We start from the raw sequence: 17,455 nt of genomic DNA, 5'->3' as shown, positions 1-17,455 counted from the left end.
TCGGGCAGGCGGGAGCTTTTACACGACCGTAGAAGTTCTGCATGACTGTAGAAGACGGACCGGAGAACGACAAACCTCATGTCGGCCGACACACACGGACGGGGCCCGAAGAGGGCGAACGGCGTCCGGGAGACCCAGATCCTCGCCCTGCTCCAGCAGGCGGACACCGCGCTGACGCCCGGCGAGGTGACCGAGCTGCTCGGCGGCGAGCTGACGTACAGCAGCGTGGTGACGATCCTCACCCGCCTGCACACCAAGGGCATGCTCAGGCGCAACGCGCGCGGAAGGGCGTACGCCTACGCCCCCGTCACCGACGACGCCGGGTTCGCCGCCCGGCGCATGCGTACAGTTCTGGAGGAACGGCCCGACCGCGCGGCCGTCCTCGCCCGTTTCGCGGACGAGCTGTCCGACCGGGACGCCGACCTGCTGCGCCAGCTGCTCGATCCCGACCAGCACCATGGACAGCAGAAGCGGCCCGGGCAGTAGGAACCGGTAGAACCGGACAGTAGAAACAGGAAGGGCCCGCCGGATGCGCATCGCCGTCTACGTGCCGCTGCTGCTCTCGCTGCTCGCCCCCTTCGGCGCGCGGCCGCTGGCCGAGCGCTGCGAGCCACGCCTGGCGACCTGGCTGCTCACCGTCTCGTCCCTGGTCCTGGGCGCGGCGAGCACGGTCTCCCTGGGGCTGCTGGCCGTCACCGGCCTGATCCGCTTCCCGCTGATCGCCGAGCTCGGCCACTGGTCCGCCCGGAGCGCGCAGCGCGACGATCCGACCGAGTTGTCCATCGCCCTCGCGGCGGGGCTGCTGCTCGGCGGCGCGGTGGTCGCGGCCGCCCGCATGCTCTCGCGCCGCGCCCGCACACTGGCCACCGCGGCGCTGGACGCCGCCTGCATGCCGGAGCGGGACGGCCTGGTCGTGGTGGAGGACGAGGCCCCCGACGCCTACGCGCTGCCCGGCCTGCCCGGGCGGATCGTGGTCTCCACCGGCATGCTGCACACCCTGGACGAGACCGAGCACGGCATCCTGCTCGCGCACGAGCGGGCCCACCTGGCCTGCCACCACTACGCCTTCGTCGCCCTGGCGCAGCTCGGTGCCGCCGCGAACCCGCTGCTGCGGCCGCTGGCCACCACCGTCACGTACACGATCGAGCGGTGGGCGGACGAGCGGGCGGCGGCCACCTCCGGTGACCGGAAGCGGGTCGCGCGCACCGTCGGCAAGGCCGCGCTGGCGTCCCGGCGCGCCCCGGTCCGCGCCCGGGCCGCGAACGCCGCCCTGGGCATCCTCGGACGCCGCAGCCCCCTGGCGACGGCGGGCCCGGTACCGCGCCGGGTGGCCGCCCTCCTCGCGCCTCCGCTGCGACGCCACCCCGTTCTCGCCGTCGCCACCGCAGCCGTCCTCACCGCGGCGGCCCTGGCCACCGCCGAAGCGGCCCACGACCTCCATGTCCTGCTGGCGGGCGTCGGAGCCGGGTGACACGGCCGCCGGTCCGGGCCGGTCGCGGTGACACGACCGCCGGTCCGGGCGCGTCTCGATGACACTGCCGCCGGCCCGGTCGCGGAAACACTGCCGCCGGTCCGGGCGCGTCTCGATGACACTGCCGCCGGCCCGGGCCGGTCGCGGAAACACTGCCGCCGGTCCAGGCGCGTCTCGATGACACGGCCGCACGCCCGGGCGCGTCTCGATACCCCGGGGCGCACGCCCCGAACAACCTCGCCCCGTCCCCTCCTCAGCCCTCCCCGCCCCCAGTCCGCCCCGTTCCCCGGTCCGCCCCGCTCCGTCCCGCCCACCGCCGTGCCGGCTGCCCCGGCGGTCCGGGCCGGTGGTGCACCGGGTCACCGGTCGTGGCGGGCCGCCTCGCGGGAGGTCTGCCACAAGGCGGCCGCCTCGCGGGCCGCGCCCGGTGCCGCGAGCAGCAACGGCTCGCCGTAGGCGGGCAGCTCGGGGAGGGCGACGGCGCCCGCCTCCCGGGCGATCAGCAGCGCGGGCAGCCCGTCGACGTGATGGAAGCCGCCGATCGCCGCGGCGGTGGCGCGGCCCGCCGCCACCTGGGCCAGGGAAAGGGCCGTGGAGCCCATCACGCGGACCGTGCAGTGCCGGTCGGCGAGTTCCGTGAGGAGGGTGTCCATGCCGGGCCAGTGGGCGTGGGCCGCCCATTCGGTCATGAAGACGTGTCCGGTGAGGGTGGTGTGGCCGGCCGCGCGGACCCGGACGCCGTTGAGGAACGCTCCCCCGCCGCGCACCGCCGTGAACGTCTCGCCCCGCCACGGGTCGGCGACCAGGCCGAGCAGCGGTGTGCCGTCGGGCGCCGCGAGGCCCAGGGAGAAGGAGCACCAGCCGATGCCGTGGGCGTAGTTGGTCGTACCGTCGACCGGGTCGAGCAGCCAGTGCGGGGCGCCCGGGACGCCCTCCGTGCTGCCGTACTCCTCGCCCACGATCCCGTGCCCGGGGAAGGCGCGGCCGAGCGTCTCGCGGACGTGCGCCTCCACCGCCTCGTCCGTGTCGGTCACGATGTCCGCCGGGCCGTCCTTCTCCCGGACGTCGGTCGCGGTGGCGGGGGAGCGCGGGCGGCGGATCGCCTCCGCGGCCCAGGCCGCCAGCCCCGTGGCGACCTCCAGCGCCCGGTCCAGGTCCCTGTTCACGTCATGCTCCGGCACCGCTCCTCACCCCGCCCTTCCGCGTCGCAGCCCGACCTCGTGATCGTGCCAGGCCCAGGTGAACGGTCGTGGGCGAGCGCGCGGACCGCGGCGGCGCGATACGCGTGCCCGGCGCAATCAGTGCAAAGGCCATGAAAATCTCCGTATAGAGAGGATCAACAGAGAGTAGTCAATCGAATGCAGCGCGTCACCGTGCCTGAAGCTGGCGGGAGCGGAATGCCAAGCGTAGGGAGTGTGGACGGTGGGACGGCGCGCAGCCCGGCGGGAAGCGGAACGAGCGGCGGGCATGGCCGCCGATCATCTGCTGAGAGCCGGCGGAATACTGCGCCGGGCGCCGGTCACACCCGATCTGCGGGCGGTGCTCCGCACCGATCAGGGCGTCAACGACACTCCCTACCGGGAGCGTTGGGCCCACGACAAGGTCGTCCGCTCCACGCACGGCGTCAACTGCACGGGCTCCTGCTCGTGGAAGGTGTACGTCAAGGACGGCCTGATCACCTGGGAGACCCAGGAGACCGACTACCCCTCGACGGGCCCCGACCGGCCCGAGTACGAGCCGCGCGGCTGCCCGCGCGGCGCGTCCTTCTCCTGGTACACGTACTCGCCGACGCGCGTGCGCCACCCGCATGTGCGAGGCGTCCTGGTGGAGATGTACCGCGAGGCCCGCGCACGGCTCGGCGATCCCGTGGCGGCGTGGGCCGAGGTCACCGGCGACCCCGAGAAGCGGCGGCGCTACCAGTCGGCGCGGGGCAGGGGCGGCCTGGTGCGCGTCGGCTGGGACGAGGCCCTGGAGATCGCGGCCGCCGCGCACGTCCACACCATCGCGGCCCACGGGCCGGACCGGATCGCCGGGTTCTCCCCGATCCCGGCGATGTCGATGGCCTCGCACGCGGTGGGCGCCCGCTTCATGTCGCTGATCGGCGCCCCGATGCTCACCTTCTACGACTGGTACGCCGACCTGCCGATCGCCTCGCCGCAGGTCTTCGGCGACCAGACCGACGTACCGGAGTCGGGGGACTGGTGGGACGCCGCGTACCTGATGCTGTGGGGTTCCAACGTGCCGGTGACCCGGACCCCCGACGCGCACTGGATGGCCGAGGCCCGCTACCGCGGCCAGAAAGTCGTCGTGGTCTCCCCGGACTACGCGGACGCCACCAAGTTCGCCGACGAGTGGCTGCACCCGCACCCGGGCACGGACGGCGCCCTGGCGATGGCGATGGGGCACGTCGTGCTCACCGAGTGCTTCGTGCGGCGCCGGGTGCCGTACTTCACCGACTACGTCCGGCGCTTCACCGATCTGCCGTTCCTGGTCGAGATCGAGGAGCGGGACGGGCGGTTCGTGCCGGGCAAGTTCGTCACCGCGGCGGCGCTCGGGCTGGCGGAGGACGACGAGCAGGCCGAGTGGAAGCCGGTGCTCCTCGACGCCGGCTCCGGGCGGCCGGTCGTGCCCAACGGCACCCTGGGCGACCGCTGGTCCAAGACCGGTGAGGGGCGCTGGAACCTCGATCTCGGCGACGTGGTACCGGAGTTGACGCTGTACGCGCCGGACGCGGACACCGTCCGGGTCGTGCTGCCCCGGTTCGACGGCGGGCCCGCCGCGGTACGCGGCGTCCCCGTGCGCACGCTGGGCGGACGCCGCGTCACCACCGTCTTCGACCTGCTGCTGGCCCAGTACGGCGTGGGCCGCGAGGGCCTGCCCGGTGAGTGGGCGGACGGGTACCGGGACGCCTCCCAGCCCTGCACGCCCGCCTGGCAGGAGTCGATCACCTCGGTGCCGGCCGACGCGGTGGTGCGGCTGGCCCGGGAGTTCGCGCGGACGGCGGAGCAGACCCGCGGACGCTGCATGATCGTCATGGGCGCCGGGACCAACCACTGGTTCCACTCCGACACCATCTACCGCTCCTTCCTCACCCTGCTGCTGCTCACCGGCTGCCAGGGCGTCAACGGCGGCGGCTGGGCGCACTACGTCGGCCAGGAGAAGGTCCGCCCCTACGCCGGCTGGCAGCAGCTGCAGTCGGCCGCGGACTGGGTGCGGCCCTCCCGGCAGACGGCCGGGACGCCGTACTGGTACCTGCACACCGACCAGTGGCGCTACGACGCCCACGGGGCCGACGCCCTCGCCTCCCCCACCGGCCGGGGACTGTTCGCCGGACGGCACACCGCCGACCTGGTGGCCCAGTCGGTGCGGCTCGGCTGGATGCCCTCGGCGCCCGCGTTCGGCGCCAACCCCCTCGACCTCGGGCGCGAGCTGCGCGACAGCGGACACGAGCCGGACGAGTGGGTGGCCGCCCGGCTCGCGGCGGGGAAGCTGTCCTTCGCCTGCGAGGACCCCGACGACCCGGCCAACTGGCCGCGCGTGCTCACCGTGTGGCGGGCCAATCTCATCGGCTCCTCCGCCAAGGGCAACGAGTTCTTCCTGCGCCATCTGCTCGGCGCGAGCGACAACGCGCGCGCCGAGGAGGCGCCCGAGGGCGCCCGGCCGCGCGACCTGGTCTGGCACGAGGAGGCGCCGCGCGGCAAGGTCGACCTGCTGCTCGCGCTCGACTTCCGGATGACGTCGACGACGCTGATGGCCGACGTGGTGCTGCCGGCCGCCACCTGGTACGAGAAGCACGACCTCTCCAGCACCGACATGCACCCCTATGTGCACGCCTTCTCGCCCGCCATCGACCCGCCCTGGCAGGCCAGGACCGACTTCGAGACCTTCCACGCGCTGGCCGGGAAGTTCAGCGAGCTGGCCGAGGGCCGCCTCGGTGTGGCGTACGACCTGGTGGCCACGCCCCAGCAGCACGACACCCCGGGCGAGACGGCGCAGCCCGGCGGCACGGTTCGGGACTGGCGGGAGGGCGCACCCGCCCGGCCCGGCCTGAATCTGCCCCACTTCACCCTGGTGGAACGGGACTACCCGGCCGTCGCCGCGAAGCTGGCCGCGTTCGGCCCGCTGTGCGAGGAACAGGGCGTCACCGTCAAGGGAGTGACCGTCCGGCCGGGGCCCGAGGCCCGCCGTCTCGCCGCCCGCTGCGGCACCGCCGGGTCCGGACCCGCGCGCGGGCGTCCGCTGCTGGACACCGACGTCAAGCTGTGCGAGGCGATCCTCGCGCTGTCCGGCACCACCAACGGACGCCTCGCGGCCCAGGGGTTCGGGCAGCTCGCCGAGCGCTGCGGGCCGGGCAGCGGGTTCGACGCCCTCGCCGAGGCGGTGCGCGAACGGCGGGTCGTCTTCGCCGACACCCAGAACGGGCCCGTCCAGGTCGGCACCAGCTTCGAGTGGTCCGGCAAGGAGGCCCCCGACCGGCGGTACGCGCCCTTCACGGTCAACACCGAGCACCGCAAGCCCTGGCACACCCTGACCGGCCGCCAGCACTTCTACCTCGACCACGACTGGATGGCCGAGCTGGGCGAGCAACTGCCCGTCTACCGGCCGCCGCTGGACCTCGTGGCGGCAGCCGCGCCGGGGGAGCGGGAGGTCGACGTGCGCTATCTCACCCCGCACTCCAAGTGGTCGATCCACTCGGAGTACCAGGAGAACCTGCTGATGCAGACCCTGGCCCGGGGCGGCCCGGTCGTCTGGCTGAGCACGGCGGACGCCGAGGCGATCGGCGCGGCCGACAACGACTGGGTGGAGGCGGTCAACGCCCAGGGCGTCGTGGTCGCCCGCGCGGTCGTCTCGCACCGCATGCCGCCGGGCACGGTGTTCATGTACCACGTGCAGGAACGCCTGGTGAACGTGCCGCGCAGCGAGGAGACGGGCCGGCGCGGCGGCGTCCACAACGCCCTGACCCGCATCCTGATCAAGCCCACCCATCTGATCGGCGGCTACGCCCAGTTGTCGTTCGCCCCCAACTACTACGGCCCGACCGGCAACCAGCGCGACGCACGCACCGTGATCCGCCGCCGCGCACAGGAGGTGCGGTACTGACATGCGCTGTATGGCCCAGATCGCCATGGTCATGAATCTCGACAAGTGCATCGGCTGCCACACCTGCTCGGTCACCTGCAAACAGACCTGGACCAACCGCACGGGCACCGAGTACGCCTGGTTCAACAACGTCGAGACCCGCCCCGGACAGGGCTATCCGCGCGGCCACGAGGACCAGGAGCGGTGGAAGGGCGGCTGGCGCCTGGACACCCGCGGCCGTCTCGTCCCGCGCGCCGGGGGCCGCGCCCGCCGCCTGGCCCGCCTGTTCGCCAACCCCGAACTGCCGTCCCTGGAGGACTACTACGAGCCCTGGACCTACGACTACGACACCCTGCTCGCCGCCCCGCCCGGCGACGACCTGCCCACCGCCCGGCCCCGCTCCCTGATCGACGGCCGCCCCACCGCCGTCACCTGGGGACCCAACTGGGACGACGACCTGGGCGGCGGCCCCGAGCATCTGGCCGGCGACCCCGTGCTGCGCCGGATGAACGAGCGGGTGCGCCTGGAGTACGAGCAGGCGTTCATGTTCTACCTGCCGCGCATCTGCGAGCACTGCCTCAATCCCAGCTGCGTCGCGGTCTGCCCGTCCGGCGCGCTGTACAAGCGGATCGAGGACGGCATCGTCCTGGTGGACCAGGACCGCTGCCGGGGCTGGCGGATGTGCGTGAGCGGATGCCCGTACAAGAAGGTGTACTTCAACCACGCCACCGGCAAGGCGGAGAAGTGCACGCTGTGCTACCCGCGGGTGGAGGCGGGCGAGCCGACGGTCTGCTCGGAGACCTGCGTGGGCCGGCTGCGCTACCTCGGTGTGATGCTCTACGACGCCGACAAGGTGGGCGAGGCGGCGTCCGTGCCGGACGAGAAGGACCTCTACGAGGCCCAGCTGGGCTGCTTCCTCGACCCGCACGATCCCGGCGTGGTGCGCGCCGCCGAGGAGTCCGGCATCCCGCACGACTGGATCACCGCGGCCCGCCGCTCCCCCGTCCGCGACCTCATCACGACCTACCGCGTCGCGCTGCCGCTGCACCCGGAGTACCGGACGATGCCGATGGTCTGGTACGTCCCCCCGCTGTCCCCGGTGGTCGAGGCGCTCACCCGCAGCGGCCACGACGGGGAGGACCCGGCGGCGCTCTTCGGCGCGATCGACTCGCTGCGCATCCCGCTCGGCTATCTGGCCGGCCTGTTCACCGCGGGCGACACCGGCCCCGTGGAGGCGGCGCTGTGCCGGCTGGCCGCGATGCGCGCGCACATGCGCCGGATCAACCTCGGCGAGGAGCGCGATCCGGCCGTCGCCGCGGCCGTGGGCCTCGACGAGCGGTCCATCGAGGCCCTGTACCGGCTGCTGGCCCTGGCCAAGTACGAGGAGCGGTACGTCATTCCGACCACGTACGTGGCGGGCGGCGGCGCGGACGCCGCGGCCGGCGCGGGCTGCAGCCTGGACCACGACGGCGGCCCCGGCATGTACGGCACGGACGCGCAGGCGGTCTTCCACGCCCCGCCGGTGCCCGCCGCCTCCGGCGCCGGGGCGCGGGAGGGCCTGCGCGGACGCGTCAACCTGCTCAACTGGAACGGCCACGGCCGGCCCCGCGGACTGTTCCCCGAACGGAAGGCCGAAGGGCCGCGATGAACCACCACCGAGCCGTCCACCAGGCGGCCTCCCTGCTCCTGAACTACCCCGACCAGCGCTGGCCCGCACACCGCGCCCTGGTGCTGGAGTCGATCGCCGGGCTGTCAGGTCCGGCGACCGAGTCCCTGCGGCGGTTCTGCCGCCGCACCGCCGACGTCCCGCTGCTCGACCTGGCGGCGCAGTACGTCACCACCTTCGACCGCAGCCGCCGCCGCACCCTGCACCTGACCCACTACACCGACGGCGACTCCCGCCGCCGGGGCGCCTCGCTCGCCGCGCTCAAGGCCCGGTACCGGCAGTACGGCTGGGAGCCGTCCGGCGGTGAGCTGCCCGACCACCTCCCGGCCGTGCTGGAGTTCGCGGCGCGCTGTCCCGCCGCGGGCCGCGCCGTGCTCCACGAACACCGCGGTGCCCTCGGCCTGCTCGCGGCCGGCCTCGCCGCCGAGGGCAGCCCGTACCTCGACGTGATCCGTGCGGTGCGGGCCACCCTCGACGAGGGAGTACGCCGGTGACGACGCACCTGCGCATCGCGCTGTGGGGCGTCCTGCCCTACCTCGCCCTGGCCGTGCTGGTCACCGGCACGGCCTGGCGCTACCGCTACGACCGCTTCGGCTTCACCACGCGCTCCAGCCAGCTGTACGAGTCCCGCCTGCTGAGGGTCGGCGGCCCGCTCTTCCACTACGCGCTGTTCCTCGTCATCGGCGGCCACGTCATGGGCCTGCTGGTCCCGGAGTCCCTCACCGGGCGCCTCGGCATCGGCGAGGGCCGGTACCACGCCGTCGCCCTGACCATGGGCGGCGTGGCGGGCGTGGCGGCCGTGGGCGGGCTGGCCGTGCTGCTGTACCGGCGGCTGCGGGTGCCGGCCGTGCGCGGCGCGACCGGCCGCGGCGACCGGGTGACGTACCCGCTGCTCGCCCTGGTGCTGCTGGCGGGCCTCACCGCCACCGCGTCGTCGGTGACCGACCCCTACGACTACCGGCTCGGCGTCGCGGTCTGGTTCCGCAGCCTGTTCACGCTCGACCCCGACGTGTCCGCCATGGCGCACGCGCCGCTCGTCTACCAGGTCCACGCGCTGCTCGCGCTGGCCCTGTTCGCCCTGTGGCCGTTCGGCCGCCTGGTGCACGCCCTCACGGTGCCGCTCGGCTACGTGGCCAGGCCCTACGTGGTCTACCGTTCCCGCGGCCGGGCCACCGGCCGGCGGTCGCGGGGGACGGCGTGAGCCCCGCCCGGGAGCGGCCCCCGGGGCCGGCGGGGAGGTCAGCCGCCGTCCCGTACGCCGTCCGCGAGACCCGTCGCCCGTCCCTCCCCGTCCCAGCGGACCACCAGGACACGCTCCACCGCGGCGCGGTCGAGGGGGCCGAACACATGGGGGAACAGGGTGCCCTCGGGGACGCCCGGCGGGGGCGCGGGTGAGGGCGCCTCCCGGACGCAGGGCGCGGTGAGCCGTGCCTCGTCGATGAGCAGGGCGAGCAGCGGCCGGGGGGCGGCGCGGTAGAACGCGTTGACGACGGCGAGCGTGGTCGCCTCGTCGGGGGAGCAGTGGACGAAGCCGTCCTCGGCGAGGGAGGCGGGGGCGTACGGCCGGCCGGGAGCCGCGGACCACTCCGCGGCCGGTACGACGTGATAGATCATGACCCGGTTATAGCCGAGGCGCGGCTGTACCGGGCCGGAGCGCGACCCGTCGTGCCCCGCGGCGCGCTACTTCAGGCCGATCGCCGCGCAGTCGGCGGCGTACGGCGCGGTGCAGATGTCGTGGACGGTGTAGACGCCGTCCTTGATCACCGTGGATTCGATGTTCTCCTTGGTGAGGGCCACCACCGGGACCAGGTGCGCCGGGATCGCCTTCTCGGTCGGGCTGTCGACGGAGTCCTGGGCCAGCGCGTCGAACTCGATCGCCTTGCCCTGCACCTTGGCCACCGCCAGGTCCGCGGCGCCGGTCGCCTCCAGCAGGAACGACTTGTACACCGTCATCCGCTGCTCGCCCGCGACGATCCGCCGCACCGCCGCGAGATCCGCGTCCTGCCCGGTCACGGGCGGCATCTTGCGCACGCCGGCCTCCTTGAGCGCGTCGATGACGGCGCCCGCCATGCCGTCGTTGGCCGAGTAGACGGCGGCGATGTCGTTCAGCCCGACGGCCCGGATGGCCTTCTGCATGTTCTCCTTGGCGACCTGCGGCAGCCAGTCCTTGGTGTAGTACGACTTGGCGATGACCACGCGGCCCTTCAGCTCGCTGAGCGCGCCCTTGTGGAAGCGTGCCGTGTTCGGGTCGGCGGGCGAGCCGTTCATCATCACGATCCTGCTGGTGCCGGCCCTGTCGCCGAGCGCGTCCACGATGGCGCGGCCCTGCACCTCGCCGACGAGTTCGTTGTCGTGCGAGACGTAGGCGTCGATCGGGCCCTCGGCGAGCCGGTCGTAGGCGATGACCGGGATCCCGGCGTCCTTGGCCTTGCGCACCTGCGGTGCGATGGCCCTGGAGTCCACGGCGTCCACCAGGACCACGTCCACCCCGGCGGCGATCATCCCCGCGAACTGCCTGCTCTGCGTGGTGGCGCTCGCCCCGGCGTTGGCGTACCGGACCTTGCCCTTGCCGCCGGTGAGGGAGGCGACCCGCTTGGTGATGAGGGGACGGTCGAACTTCTCGAAGCGCGCCGTGTCCGTGTCCGGCAGCAGCAGCCCCACCGTGATGTCGTTCCCCTTCCCGGGGCTCGCGGAGCTCCCACCGCCGCCGCCGACGTCGCCGATGGCGCCGCAGCCGGCGAGCAGCAGCGCCGAGGCGGCGGCGAACAGGGGGGCGGCGTGACGGCGCACGCCGGTTCTGCGGGGGGTGTGAGGGTTCACGTGCTGGTGCCTTCCGGCATGGGGGAGCGGGCCACGGGTGGAACGAGAAGCCAACGGGCCCGTGGAGAGCACGTCAAGACATCCGGTTGTCCTCCCCCGAACCCCCTACGGAATCTCCCCATCCGGTGGGTGTGCCGGGCCGCGGGAGGACCATGTGTCCGCATATCGGCCGCCATCCGCCTCCTGACGGGCACTCAGGGGGCGGTGAAGAACCGCGACGGTCAAGGTGAAGAACCCTGACGGTCGACCGGCCCGGATCAAGGGTGACGCACCGCGGAGCGTGAGCAACGCCACGGTCCCGCGGCCCGGCCGAAAGCCGGGCCCTGACCTGGAGGTTCGCGGGCCGGGCACGCGGTGTGCAGAGAACTCGCGCAGGAGCACCACACAGGGCGCACACAGTCTCTGGAAACCGCCGTTAGCGTTCTGGCCGTCCGACCTGCCCGTGCGACCGTCAGGAAAACTGCGGAATGGACTACTGCTCCTCGTGCCGCCGGCACCTCAATGGCGCTCTGGTGTGCCCCGGTTGCGGTGCCTACGCCCCGGACATCGCGCCGGTGGCCGGCCACGGCCACCGATTCGACGCCATCCCCGCGGACAGGCCGTCCGCGCCGCGGGCGATCCCCCACGAGCCGTTGGAGGAGACGCCGGCCGCCGAGACCGTGCTCCCCGCGGGCGGGGGACGGGCGGCACGGCGCCGGCAGCGGGAACGGTGGCGGAAGAGCCGGCGCAAGGCCGTGCTCGCGACGACCGTCGCGCTCGTCGGCGGCGGGCTGGCCGTGTCCACCCTGGACGGGGGCTCCGGCCACCGGGCGGAGGCGGCCACGGCTCCGGACCTCACCAGCACGGACGCCCAGGAGCTGCCGGCGCAGCAGCACAGCGAGCCGGCGGCCACCGCGCCGGGCACCGGCAAGCACCGCAAACCGACCGCCACGGACGCCGGACCCGCCGCGACGGGGACCTCCCGGCAGTCTTCCGCCGTCACGCCCGAGGCGCTCCACACCGCGTCGGAGCGCACCCAGCCGTACACCGCCCCGGCGGCGCAGCGGCGCACCACGGCCCACACCGCCACCGGCACGGCGGCCGGCACCTCGGGCGGCACCGGCGGCACGACGCCGAGCCAGTCGCCGTCCCCGACGCCCAGCGCCGGCACGTCCTCCTCCGGCACGTCCTCCTCCGGCACGTCCCAGTCGGGTTCGTCCGCGTCGAATACGTCCACCTCCGGTACGTCCGGGTCGGGCTCGTCCGCGTCGGGTACGTCCACGTCGTCGGGCGGCACCGCGGCGACGTCCCCCTCGGGGATCTGCGTACTCGGACTGCTCTGCCTGAGCTGACCGGCGCGACGCCGCCCCGGCGCCCCCCTCTAAGCGCCGCCGTCCGCCGGCGACCCGCCGTACCGCGTCTCACCGTCCGCGTACCGCTGTTGTACGGCGGTGACGGCGCGGACGACGAAGACGCCGGCCACGGCGGCGCCGACGACGGCCGCGTCGGACGCCAGCAGCATCCACGGATCGGTGTACGCGCGGGCGATGACCGCGTCCGTGTCGTCGCCGTACATGAGACCCACCCCGCTGATCAGGCCGATCAGCCACAGGACCCACCAGACGTCCAGGGAGCGCGGCGGCCGCTCGCCCGGGGCGCTGTCCTGATGGGCGTCCGCGACGATGCCGCGCGGGATCCACAGGTTGGCGACGGGGACCAGCCAGCCCGCGTAGACCCAGAGACCGGAGTAGCGCGGCTGCCTCCCGGACAGGATGCGCGCGTTGTCCCGCACGGCTTCCAGCCACCGCAGGAACACGATCGCGCAGAGCACCGCCACACCCGCGCCCACCGCGCTGACCAGGTGGTACGAGTTCTCCAGTGAGGTCAGCGGGCGGTGCGCGCCACCCCCCTGGTCCGGCGGTCCGGAGGCCGGCTCCCCCGCCACGGCCAGCCGCACCTCCCAGCCGGCCCGTACCGTCCAGGCGGCTCCGGACAGGGCGAGGAGGGCGACGGTGGGCCGGGCCGCGCCGCGGACACGGCGCAGCACGGGCACGGGTGCGGGGGGTGTGGGATGGTCGTTCACCGGGGCATCGTCGCCGACGGCGAGCGGCGACCGCCAGGCCCCCTGCCCCCCGACCGCCTTCTTCCCGGGCGCCCGCCGTCAGCTCCCGTGCGGCCCGTGGCCCTTCTCGCGTGCGAGCACCGTCACCCGGTGGAAGTTGCACACGGCCGTGGGCGGTCCGGCGGGCGGCGGCCCGTTCTGGTGCGCCTTGAGGGCGACGCTGACCAGGCCGAGCAGGAGGTCGACGTCGGCGTCGCAGTCGAGGTGGACGGTGACCCAGCGCGAGCCCGGCACCAGGCGGATGGCGGTCGACTCCGCGAAGTCGTGGTGCAGGCGCCGGATCGCGTGCGCGGTGAGATGCAGGTCCACGTCCCGGTCGGAGTGGAAGTGCACGATCTCCTCACGCGCGGAGCGCAGCGCCCGGCCCGTACCGCAGCCGGCCTCGCACGGACTGAGGTCGGGCCACGCCGTCAGCTGGTCCATGGCTCTCTGGGCCGGTGTCATGTCCCCCATGGTGCGGTGCTCACCGCGCGGACACCAGGGATTGCGGCATCCGTAACCCGCGGGAGACGCGGCCCGCCGGCAGCGGCGGCCGCGGCCCGCGAGGTGCGCGTCGCCGGTCTCCGGAAACCGCTCCGGCCCGCGGCGGCACTGAGGACCACGGAAACGGGCCGGCTGGGCGATAATCAGGACATGAGTACCGCGACGTTTGTTGTAGCGGCCACGTCGAGCGATGTACTCAACGTGATTGCCGCCTTTGTCGGTGGCCTGATCATCGCCGGTGCGCTGGTCTGGGCCGTGCGGTTGGGCATGAGTCAGATGGATCACGAGTCGCGCCGGCCCACGCCGGACGAGCAGCCCCACCTTCCCGACGGCGGCCCCGTCCGGGAGTCGCGTGAGATGCGGGAACCGGACGAGGTGCCGCACGCGCACGACGGGGAGCGGCTGATGCCCTACGAGCTGCACCCCTCGGGCACGAGGACGGGAAAGGACCAGCACCGCCGGCGCTGGCTGCCCGGCTCCAGCGGCTCCTTCGGCAGCGGTGGCACGGGGGGCGTCTGACGCCTTCGGGAGCCCACCGGGCCCGGGCCGGGCGCCCTCACGCCATCCAGAAGAAGACCGCCGTCATGCGCTTGTCCTCCAGCGTGCGGCCGGAGTAACCGGTCGCGCTGTGCACGAGGTTGGCGTTGTACAGCAGCAGGCGGTTGTACCTGTGCGGCACGCGCACGTCCTCCTCGAAGGCGTCCGGAGCGACGAACCGCGTGCCGAGCGCCTCGACGAGGTTGGTGTGCGGGGCCTGGACGACGTTGCCGCCGAGCCGGCCGCCGGGCAGCGACTGGCGGTAGAAGGCGGTCCCGCAGTCCTTGGGGACGCCGGGGTTGAGGTACAGCACCGCGGCGTACCGGCACAGGGCGCGTGAGTCGGTGTGCGGGCGCGGCTCGCTCTCCCCCTCGCCGACGACCTGGACGCAGTTGTGGTTGAGCGTGCCGCCGCCGGGAGCCTGCTGCACCCACAGGTCCCCGGCGCCGGTCGCCCTCTTCACCAGCCGTTCGACGCGGGCGAGTTCGGCGGGCTCCAGGCCCGGCATGGTGCGCAGGCCGGGCCAGGTCTCCGAGGTGTACGGGTACCCCTTCACCCAGTCGTCCCGGGCCAGACAGCGCTCGCGTACGGCGTCCGGGTCGGGCAGCACGTCGTCGAGGACCCAGTAGTCGCGGCCCTTGGTGGGCTTGCGGTACGGCAGTACGGGAAGTGCGGCGGGAGCCGCGGGGCCCCGGCCGGGCCGGGGGGACCGTGGAAGCTGTGGGGGCATGCGGCGAATCTAGGTCCGGGGCTCGTTGCGGCTCTCCCTTGTCTCTTCCTTGTCTCTTCCCCGACTCTCCCTGCAAACGGTCAACGTCTCGTCAACCGCGGCGAGGAGCGGACGGTGGCGGGACCCGGTCCGAGACATGCCCGCGCTCCGGATTTTTTACCAAATCAAAAGGTTTCGTGCCGTCACCGATCCGTACTCCCCTCCGTCCGAGCCCGTCCGTCCCCGGCGGGTTCCAGACCGGGCAGGAGGCACGGTGCGCTTTTCGCGGAATGCGATGGGAAGTCTCTTCGTGGGCGGTGCCCTCAGCGTCACGCTGGCCGCGCTCGCGTATCCCGCGCTGCTCGGCGTCAACACCACGTCGGCCTCGGGCTCGAAGATCATCGCGCAGACCCAGTGGGGGCCGCTGACGGAGGCGGACCGGGACTTCGTGGTCAAGGTGCGCGCGGCCGGGCTGTGGGAATACCCGGTCGGCCAGATGGGCCTGGAGAAGGGGCGGAGCAAGGAGGTCATCACCGCGAGCAAGCACCTGATCGACGGGCACGCGGCGCTGGACACCAGCTGCCGCAAGATCGGCACGATGCTCAACATCACGATCCCGAACCAGGCGAGCCCGCAGCAGCAGGGCTTCGTCAACACGCTCGCCGCGGACCAGGGCAAGCAGTTCGAAACGGACTTCGCCAACATCCTCCGGGTGACGCACGGTTCGATCTTCAACACCATCGCGAAGATCCGCTCGACGACCAAGAACACCCTGGTGCGGACGCTCGCCGACCAGGCCAACGTGACGGTGCTGGACCACATCACGGTCATGGAGCAGACCGGCCTGGTCAACTTCGACCAGGTGCTCTTCCAGCAGACGACACCGCCCAGGCTGCCCGCCACCGACCTGACCCCGCCGCCCCCGGCCGCCGGTCAGCCGCAGATCGTGCTCACCCCGCCGGCCGACAGCACCACCCGGCCGCCGGTGCTGCCGGGCGAGGCGCCCGGCCGGGGCGCCAGTGCCGGCCCGACGGTGAAGTGAGACCGGGGCGGCCCCGGGAGAACGGCACGCGGCGGCAGTGCCCGGGAGAGCGGAGCCGCCCTTTCCGTATGTCGCGAAATTGTGATGCAGTATTGAACTACCCACGCGTCACCGCAGGTTGACAGCGTTCGGCCGGAAGATCCACGATGTGATCGCACTGGGGCTCATGTGACCGATGAGGCCGGTGTTCTCCGACCACTCACCCCCGTACGGCCGGCTGCCGCATGTCGCCGCGCCGCCGTGCCGGGGTCCGCGCAGGCCGAAGGGGGAAGCCGCATGTCCGAAGCGAGAGGTGCCGCCGCGCGCCGCGTCCCGGGCAGGGCAGCCTCGGCGCCCGTCTCCGGGACCGGCGCACTCCGCACCGCCACGTCGTCCCCGGCGGCCGCGCCCACGCCCGGCGGTGACCTCGCCGCCCGCTGAACCTGAACCAGCCACGGACCACTCCCGAATACGAACGCCCCGGAGACCCCCGCTCCGGGGCGTTCGTCCTGCCCGGCCGGGGCCCGTCGCGGCGGCGGCGTCGCACGGCGGGCGCCCCGGCGCGGCAGGCCCTCAGCGCTCCACCGTCTCCAGGTACAGCTTCACGAACCGCTCCACGTCCACGTCCAGCGCCACGTCCACCAGCGGCTGCCGGCGCACGCCCGCGTGGATCTCGGACTCCCCCGGGCGCGGGCGGCGGTCCACGATCGTCTGGCCGCGGCCCGGCCCGGGGGCGAGGGAGACCTCGACCGGGAGGAGCCGGGTGGTGATGCCCGCCGGGTCGACGACCGCGCACACCGCGCCCGCGTCGCCGAGGCCGCCCGCCTCCTCGGCCTCGGGAACCTCGCCCGGGTGGGCGGGCCGGTGGGCGAGGAGGTCGCCGGCCAGGCGGGTGCCCGGCTCGGAGGCGGCCCGGAGCCGGTGCACGTCGGCGCCGGGGACCACGACCCGGGTGAAGACGTCCAGGCCGTACATCGTGATCGGCACCCCGGCGGTGAGCAGCACGGCGGCCGCCTCCGGATCGTGCCAGACGTTGAACTCGGCGACGGCGGTGGCGTTCCCGGCGGCCACCGCGCCGCCCATGAACACGATCCGTTCGATGCCCCGCACCACCTCCGGGTGGGTGCGCAGCAGCAGCGCGATGTTGGTCAGCGGCGCCGTGGGGACGAGCGTGACCGGGCGCGGGGAGGCGAGGATCTCGCGGCGCAGCAGGGTGACCGCGTCCACGTCCGCGGGAGTGCGGGCGGGCGCGGGCAGGCCGAGGTCGGCCATGCCGTCCGAGCCGTGCACGTGCCGGGCCGGGCGCGCCGGTTCGAGCAGCGGGCGCTCGGCGCCCCGGCCGACCGGGATGTCGGGGGCGCCCGCCTGCTCCAGCACGGTCAGGGTGTTGCGGACGACGCCGTCGACGTCGGTGTTCCCGGCGACGCAGGTGACCGCCCGCAGGTCGATCCCGGGGTGGCGGACGGCGAACAGCAGCGCGAGGGCGTCGTCGACGCCGGTGTCGCAGTCGATGATCACCGGAATGGGCTGACCGGTCACGGCCGCGCTCCTCTCTGCGAGAGCTGTGC

Annotated in this window: 17 protein-coding genes; 10 read left to right on the top strand and 7 right to left on the bottom strand. The window is 73.7% G+C overall.

The window, feature by feature from the left end:
* The first annotated feature begins 78 nt into the window (after window positions 1–78).
* Both ACJ9NR_RS20860 and ACJ9NR_RS20855 read left to right on the top strand, forming a co-directional pair.
* Window positions 79–486: a BlaI/MecI/CopY family transcriptional regulator gene (locus ACJ9NR_RS20860; protein WP_412494094.1), complete on the top strand. Its 408-nt coding sequence runs from the start codon at window positions 79–81 to the stop codon at window positions 484–486.
* 43 nt (window positions 487–529) lie between these two features.
* A complete protein-coding gene (locus ACJ9NR_RS20855) occupies window positions 530–1,471 on the top strand; it encodes a M56 family metallopeptidase (protein WP_412494093.1) in 942 nt (313 codons plus the stop codon).
* Between the two features lie 359 nt (window positions 1,472–1,830).
* Here the strand turns inward: ACJ9NR_RS20855 and ACJ9NR_RS20850 are convergent, their stop codons facing one another.
* Window positions 1,831–2,637 (bottom strand): inositol monophosphatase family protein, encoded by an 807-nt coding sequence (locus ACJ9NR_RS20850; protein ID WP_412494092.1) that lies wholly within the window; start codon window positions 2,635–2,637, stop codon window positions 1,831–1,833.
* 301 nt (window positions 2,638–2,938) lie between these two features.
* Between ACJ9NR_RS20850 and ACJ9NR_RS20845 the strand changes: the two genes are divergently transcribed.
* The 4 genes from ACJ9NR_RS20845 to narI are packed head-to-tail and all read left to right on the top strand — an operon-like array spanning window position 2,939 to window position 9,417.
* Window positions 2,939–6,571 carry a nitrate reductase subunit alpha gene (locus ACJ9NR_RS20845; protein ID WP_412494091.1) on the top strand — a complete coding sequence of 1,211 codons (3,633 nt, stop codon included), beginning with the start codon at window positions 2,939–2,941 and terminating at the stop codon, window positions 6,569–6,571.
* Window position 6,572: 1 nt separating this feature from the next.
* Window positions 6,573–8,198, top strand: a complete 1,626-nt coding sequence (narH, locus tag ACJ9NR_RS20840) for a nitrate reductase subunit beta (protein WP_412494090.1) — start codon at window positions 6,573–6,575, stop codon at window positions 8,196–8,198.
* Window positions 8,195–8,710 carry a nitrate reductase molybdenum cofactor assembly chaperone gene (narJ, locus tag ACJ9NR_RS20835; protein ID WP_412494089.1) on the top strand — a complete coding sequence of 172 codons (516 nt, stop codon included), beginning with the start codon at window positions 8,195–8,197 and terminating at the stop codon, window positions 8,708–8,710. The genes narH and narJ overlap by 4 nt, the downstream gene beginning before the upstream one ends.
* Entirely contained in the window at window positions 8,707–9,417 is a 711-nt protein-coding gene (gene narI / locus ACJ9NR_RS20830; protein WP_412494088.1) for a respiratory nitrate reductase subunit gamma, read from the top strand. Before narJ ends, narI begins: the two co-directional genes overlap by 4 nt.
* A gap of 38 nt (window positions 9,418–9,455) precedes the next feature.
* Here narI and ACJ9NR_RS20825 read toward each other — a convergent pair whose 3' ends face one another.
* Both ACJ9NR_RS20825 and ACJ9NR_RS20820 read right to left on the bottom strand, forming a co-directional pair.
* Entirely contained in the window at window positions 9,456–9,830 is a 375-nt protein-coding gene (locus ACJ9NR_RS20825) for a DUF952 domain-containing protein (RefSeq protein WP_412494087.1), read from the bottom strand.
* Window positions 9,831–9,896: 66 nt separating this feature from the next.
* The gene (locus ACJ9NR_RS20820; protein WP_412494086.1) at window positions 9,897–11,036 is read right to left on the bottom strand and encodes a sugar ABC transporter substrate-binding protein; all 1,140 of its coding nucleotides are present in this window, start codon (window positions 11,034–11,036) and stop codon (window positions 9,897–9,899) included.
* Window positions 11,037–11,503: 467 nt separating this feature from the next.
* On the opposite strand from ACJ9NR_RS20820, the gene ACJ9NR_RS20815 reads away from it, so the two are divergent.
* Window positions 11,504–12,367 carry an SCO2400 family protein gene (locus tag ACJ9NR_RS20815; protein WP_412494085.1) on the top strand — a complete coding sequence of 288 codons (864 nt, stop codon included), beginning with the start codon at window positions 11,504–11,506 and terminating at the stop codon, window positions 12,365–12,367.
* 29 nt (window positions 12,368–12,396) lie between these two features.
* Here the strand turns inward: ACJ9NR_RS20815 and ACJ9NR_RS20810 are convergent, their stop codons facing one another.
* Both ACJ9NR_RS20810 and ACJ9NR_RS20805 read right to left on the bottom strand, forming a co-directional pair.
* Window positions 12,397–13,098 carry a DUF4328 domain-containing protein gene (locus ACJ9NR_RS20810; RefSeq protein WP_412494084.1) on the bottom strand — a complete coding sequence of 234 codons (702 nt, stop codon included), beginning with the start codon at window positions 13,096–13,098 and terminating at the stop codon, window positions 12,397–12,399.
* A 78-nt stretch (window positions 13,099–13,176) separates the two neighbouring features.
* Entirely contained in the window at window positions 13,177–13,581 is a 405-nt protein-coding gene (locus tag ACJ9NR_RS20805; RefSeq protein WP_412494083.1) for a luciferase domain-containing protein, read from the bottom strand.
* A 189-nt stretch (window positions 13,582–13,770) separates the two neighbouring features.
* Here ACJ9NR_RS20805 and ACJ9NR_RS20800 point away from each other — a divergent pair, with 189 nt between their 5' ends.
* Entirely contained in the window at window positions 13,771–14,139 is a 369-nt protein-coding gene (locus tag ACJ9NR_RS20800; protein WP_412494082.1) for a DUF6479 family protein, read from the top strand.
* Between the two features lie 37 nt (window positions 14,140–14,176).
* On the opposite strand, the gene ACJ9NR_RS20795 is transcribed toward ACJ9NR_RS20800, so the two are convergent.
* Complete coding sequence (locus ACJ9NR_RS20795) at window positions 14,177–14,887, bottom strand: DUF6445 family protein (RefSeq protein WP_412494081.1); 711 nt, start codon at window positions 14,885–14,887, stop codon at window positions 14,177–14,179.
* 274 nt (window positions 14,888–15,161) lie between these two features.
* On the opposite strand from ACJ9NR_RS20795, the gene ACJ9NR_RS20790 reads away from it, so the two are divergent.
* Both ACJ9NR_RS20790 and ACJ9NR_RS20785 read left to right on the top strand, forming a co-directional pair.
* Window positions 15,162–15,908, top strand: a complete 747-nt coding sequence (locus ACJ9NR_RS20790) for a DUF4142 domain-containing protein (RefSeq protein ID WP_412494080.1) — start codon at window positions 15,162–15,164, stop codon at window positions 15,906–15,908.
* 276 nt (window positions 15,909–16,184) lie between these two features.
* Window positions 16,185–16,328 (top strand): hypothetical protein, encoded by a 144-nt coding sequence (locus ACJ9NR_RS20785; RefSeq protein ID WP_412494079.1) that lies wholly within the window; start codon window positions 16,185–16,187, stop codon window positions 16,326–16,328.
* A gap of 132 nt (window positions 16,329–16,460) precedes the next feature.
* Here the strand turns inward: ACJ9NR_RS20785 and ACJ9NR_RS20780 are convergent, their stop codons facing one another.
* Window positions 16,461–17,426, bottom strand: a complete 966-nt coding sequence (locus ACJ9NR_RS20780) for a nucleoside hydrolase (RefSeq protein WP_412494078.1) — start codon at window positions 17,424–17,426, stop codon at window positions 16,461–16,463.
* Window positions 17,427–17,455 lie beyond the last annotated feature (29 nt).

It is taken from the genome of Streptomyces sediminimaris (assembly GCF_047049295.1).
Lineage (GTDB): Bacteria > Actinomycetota > Actinomycetes > Streptomycetales > Streptomycetaceae > Streptomyces > Streptomyces sediminimaris.
Note: the sequence above shows the minus strand (reverse complement) of the source record. Positions and strands in the feature narration are given on the sequence as shown.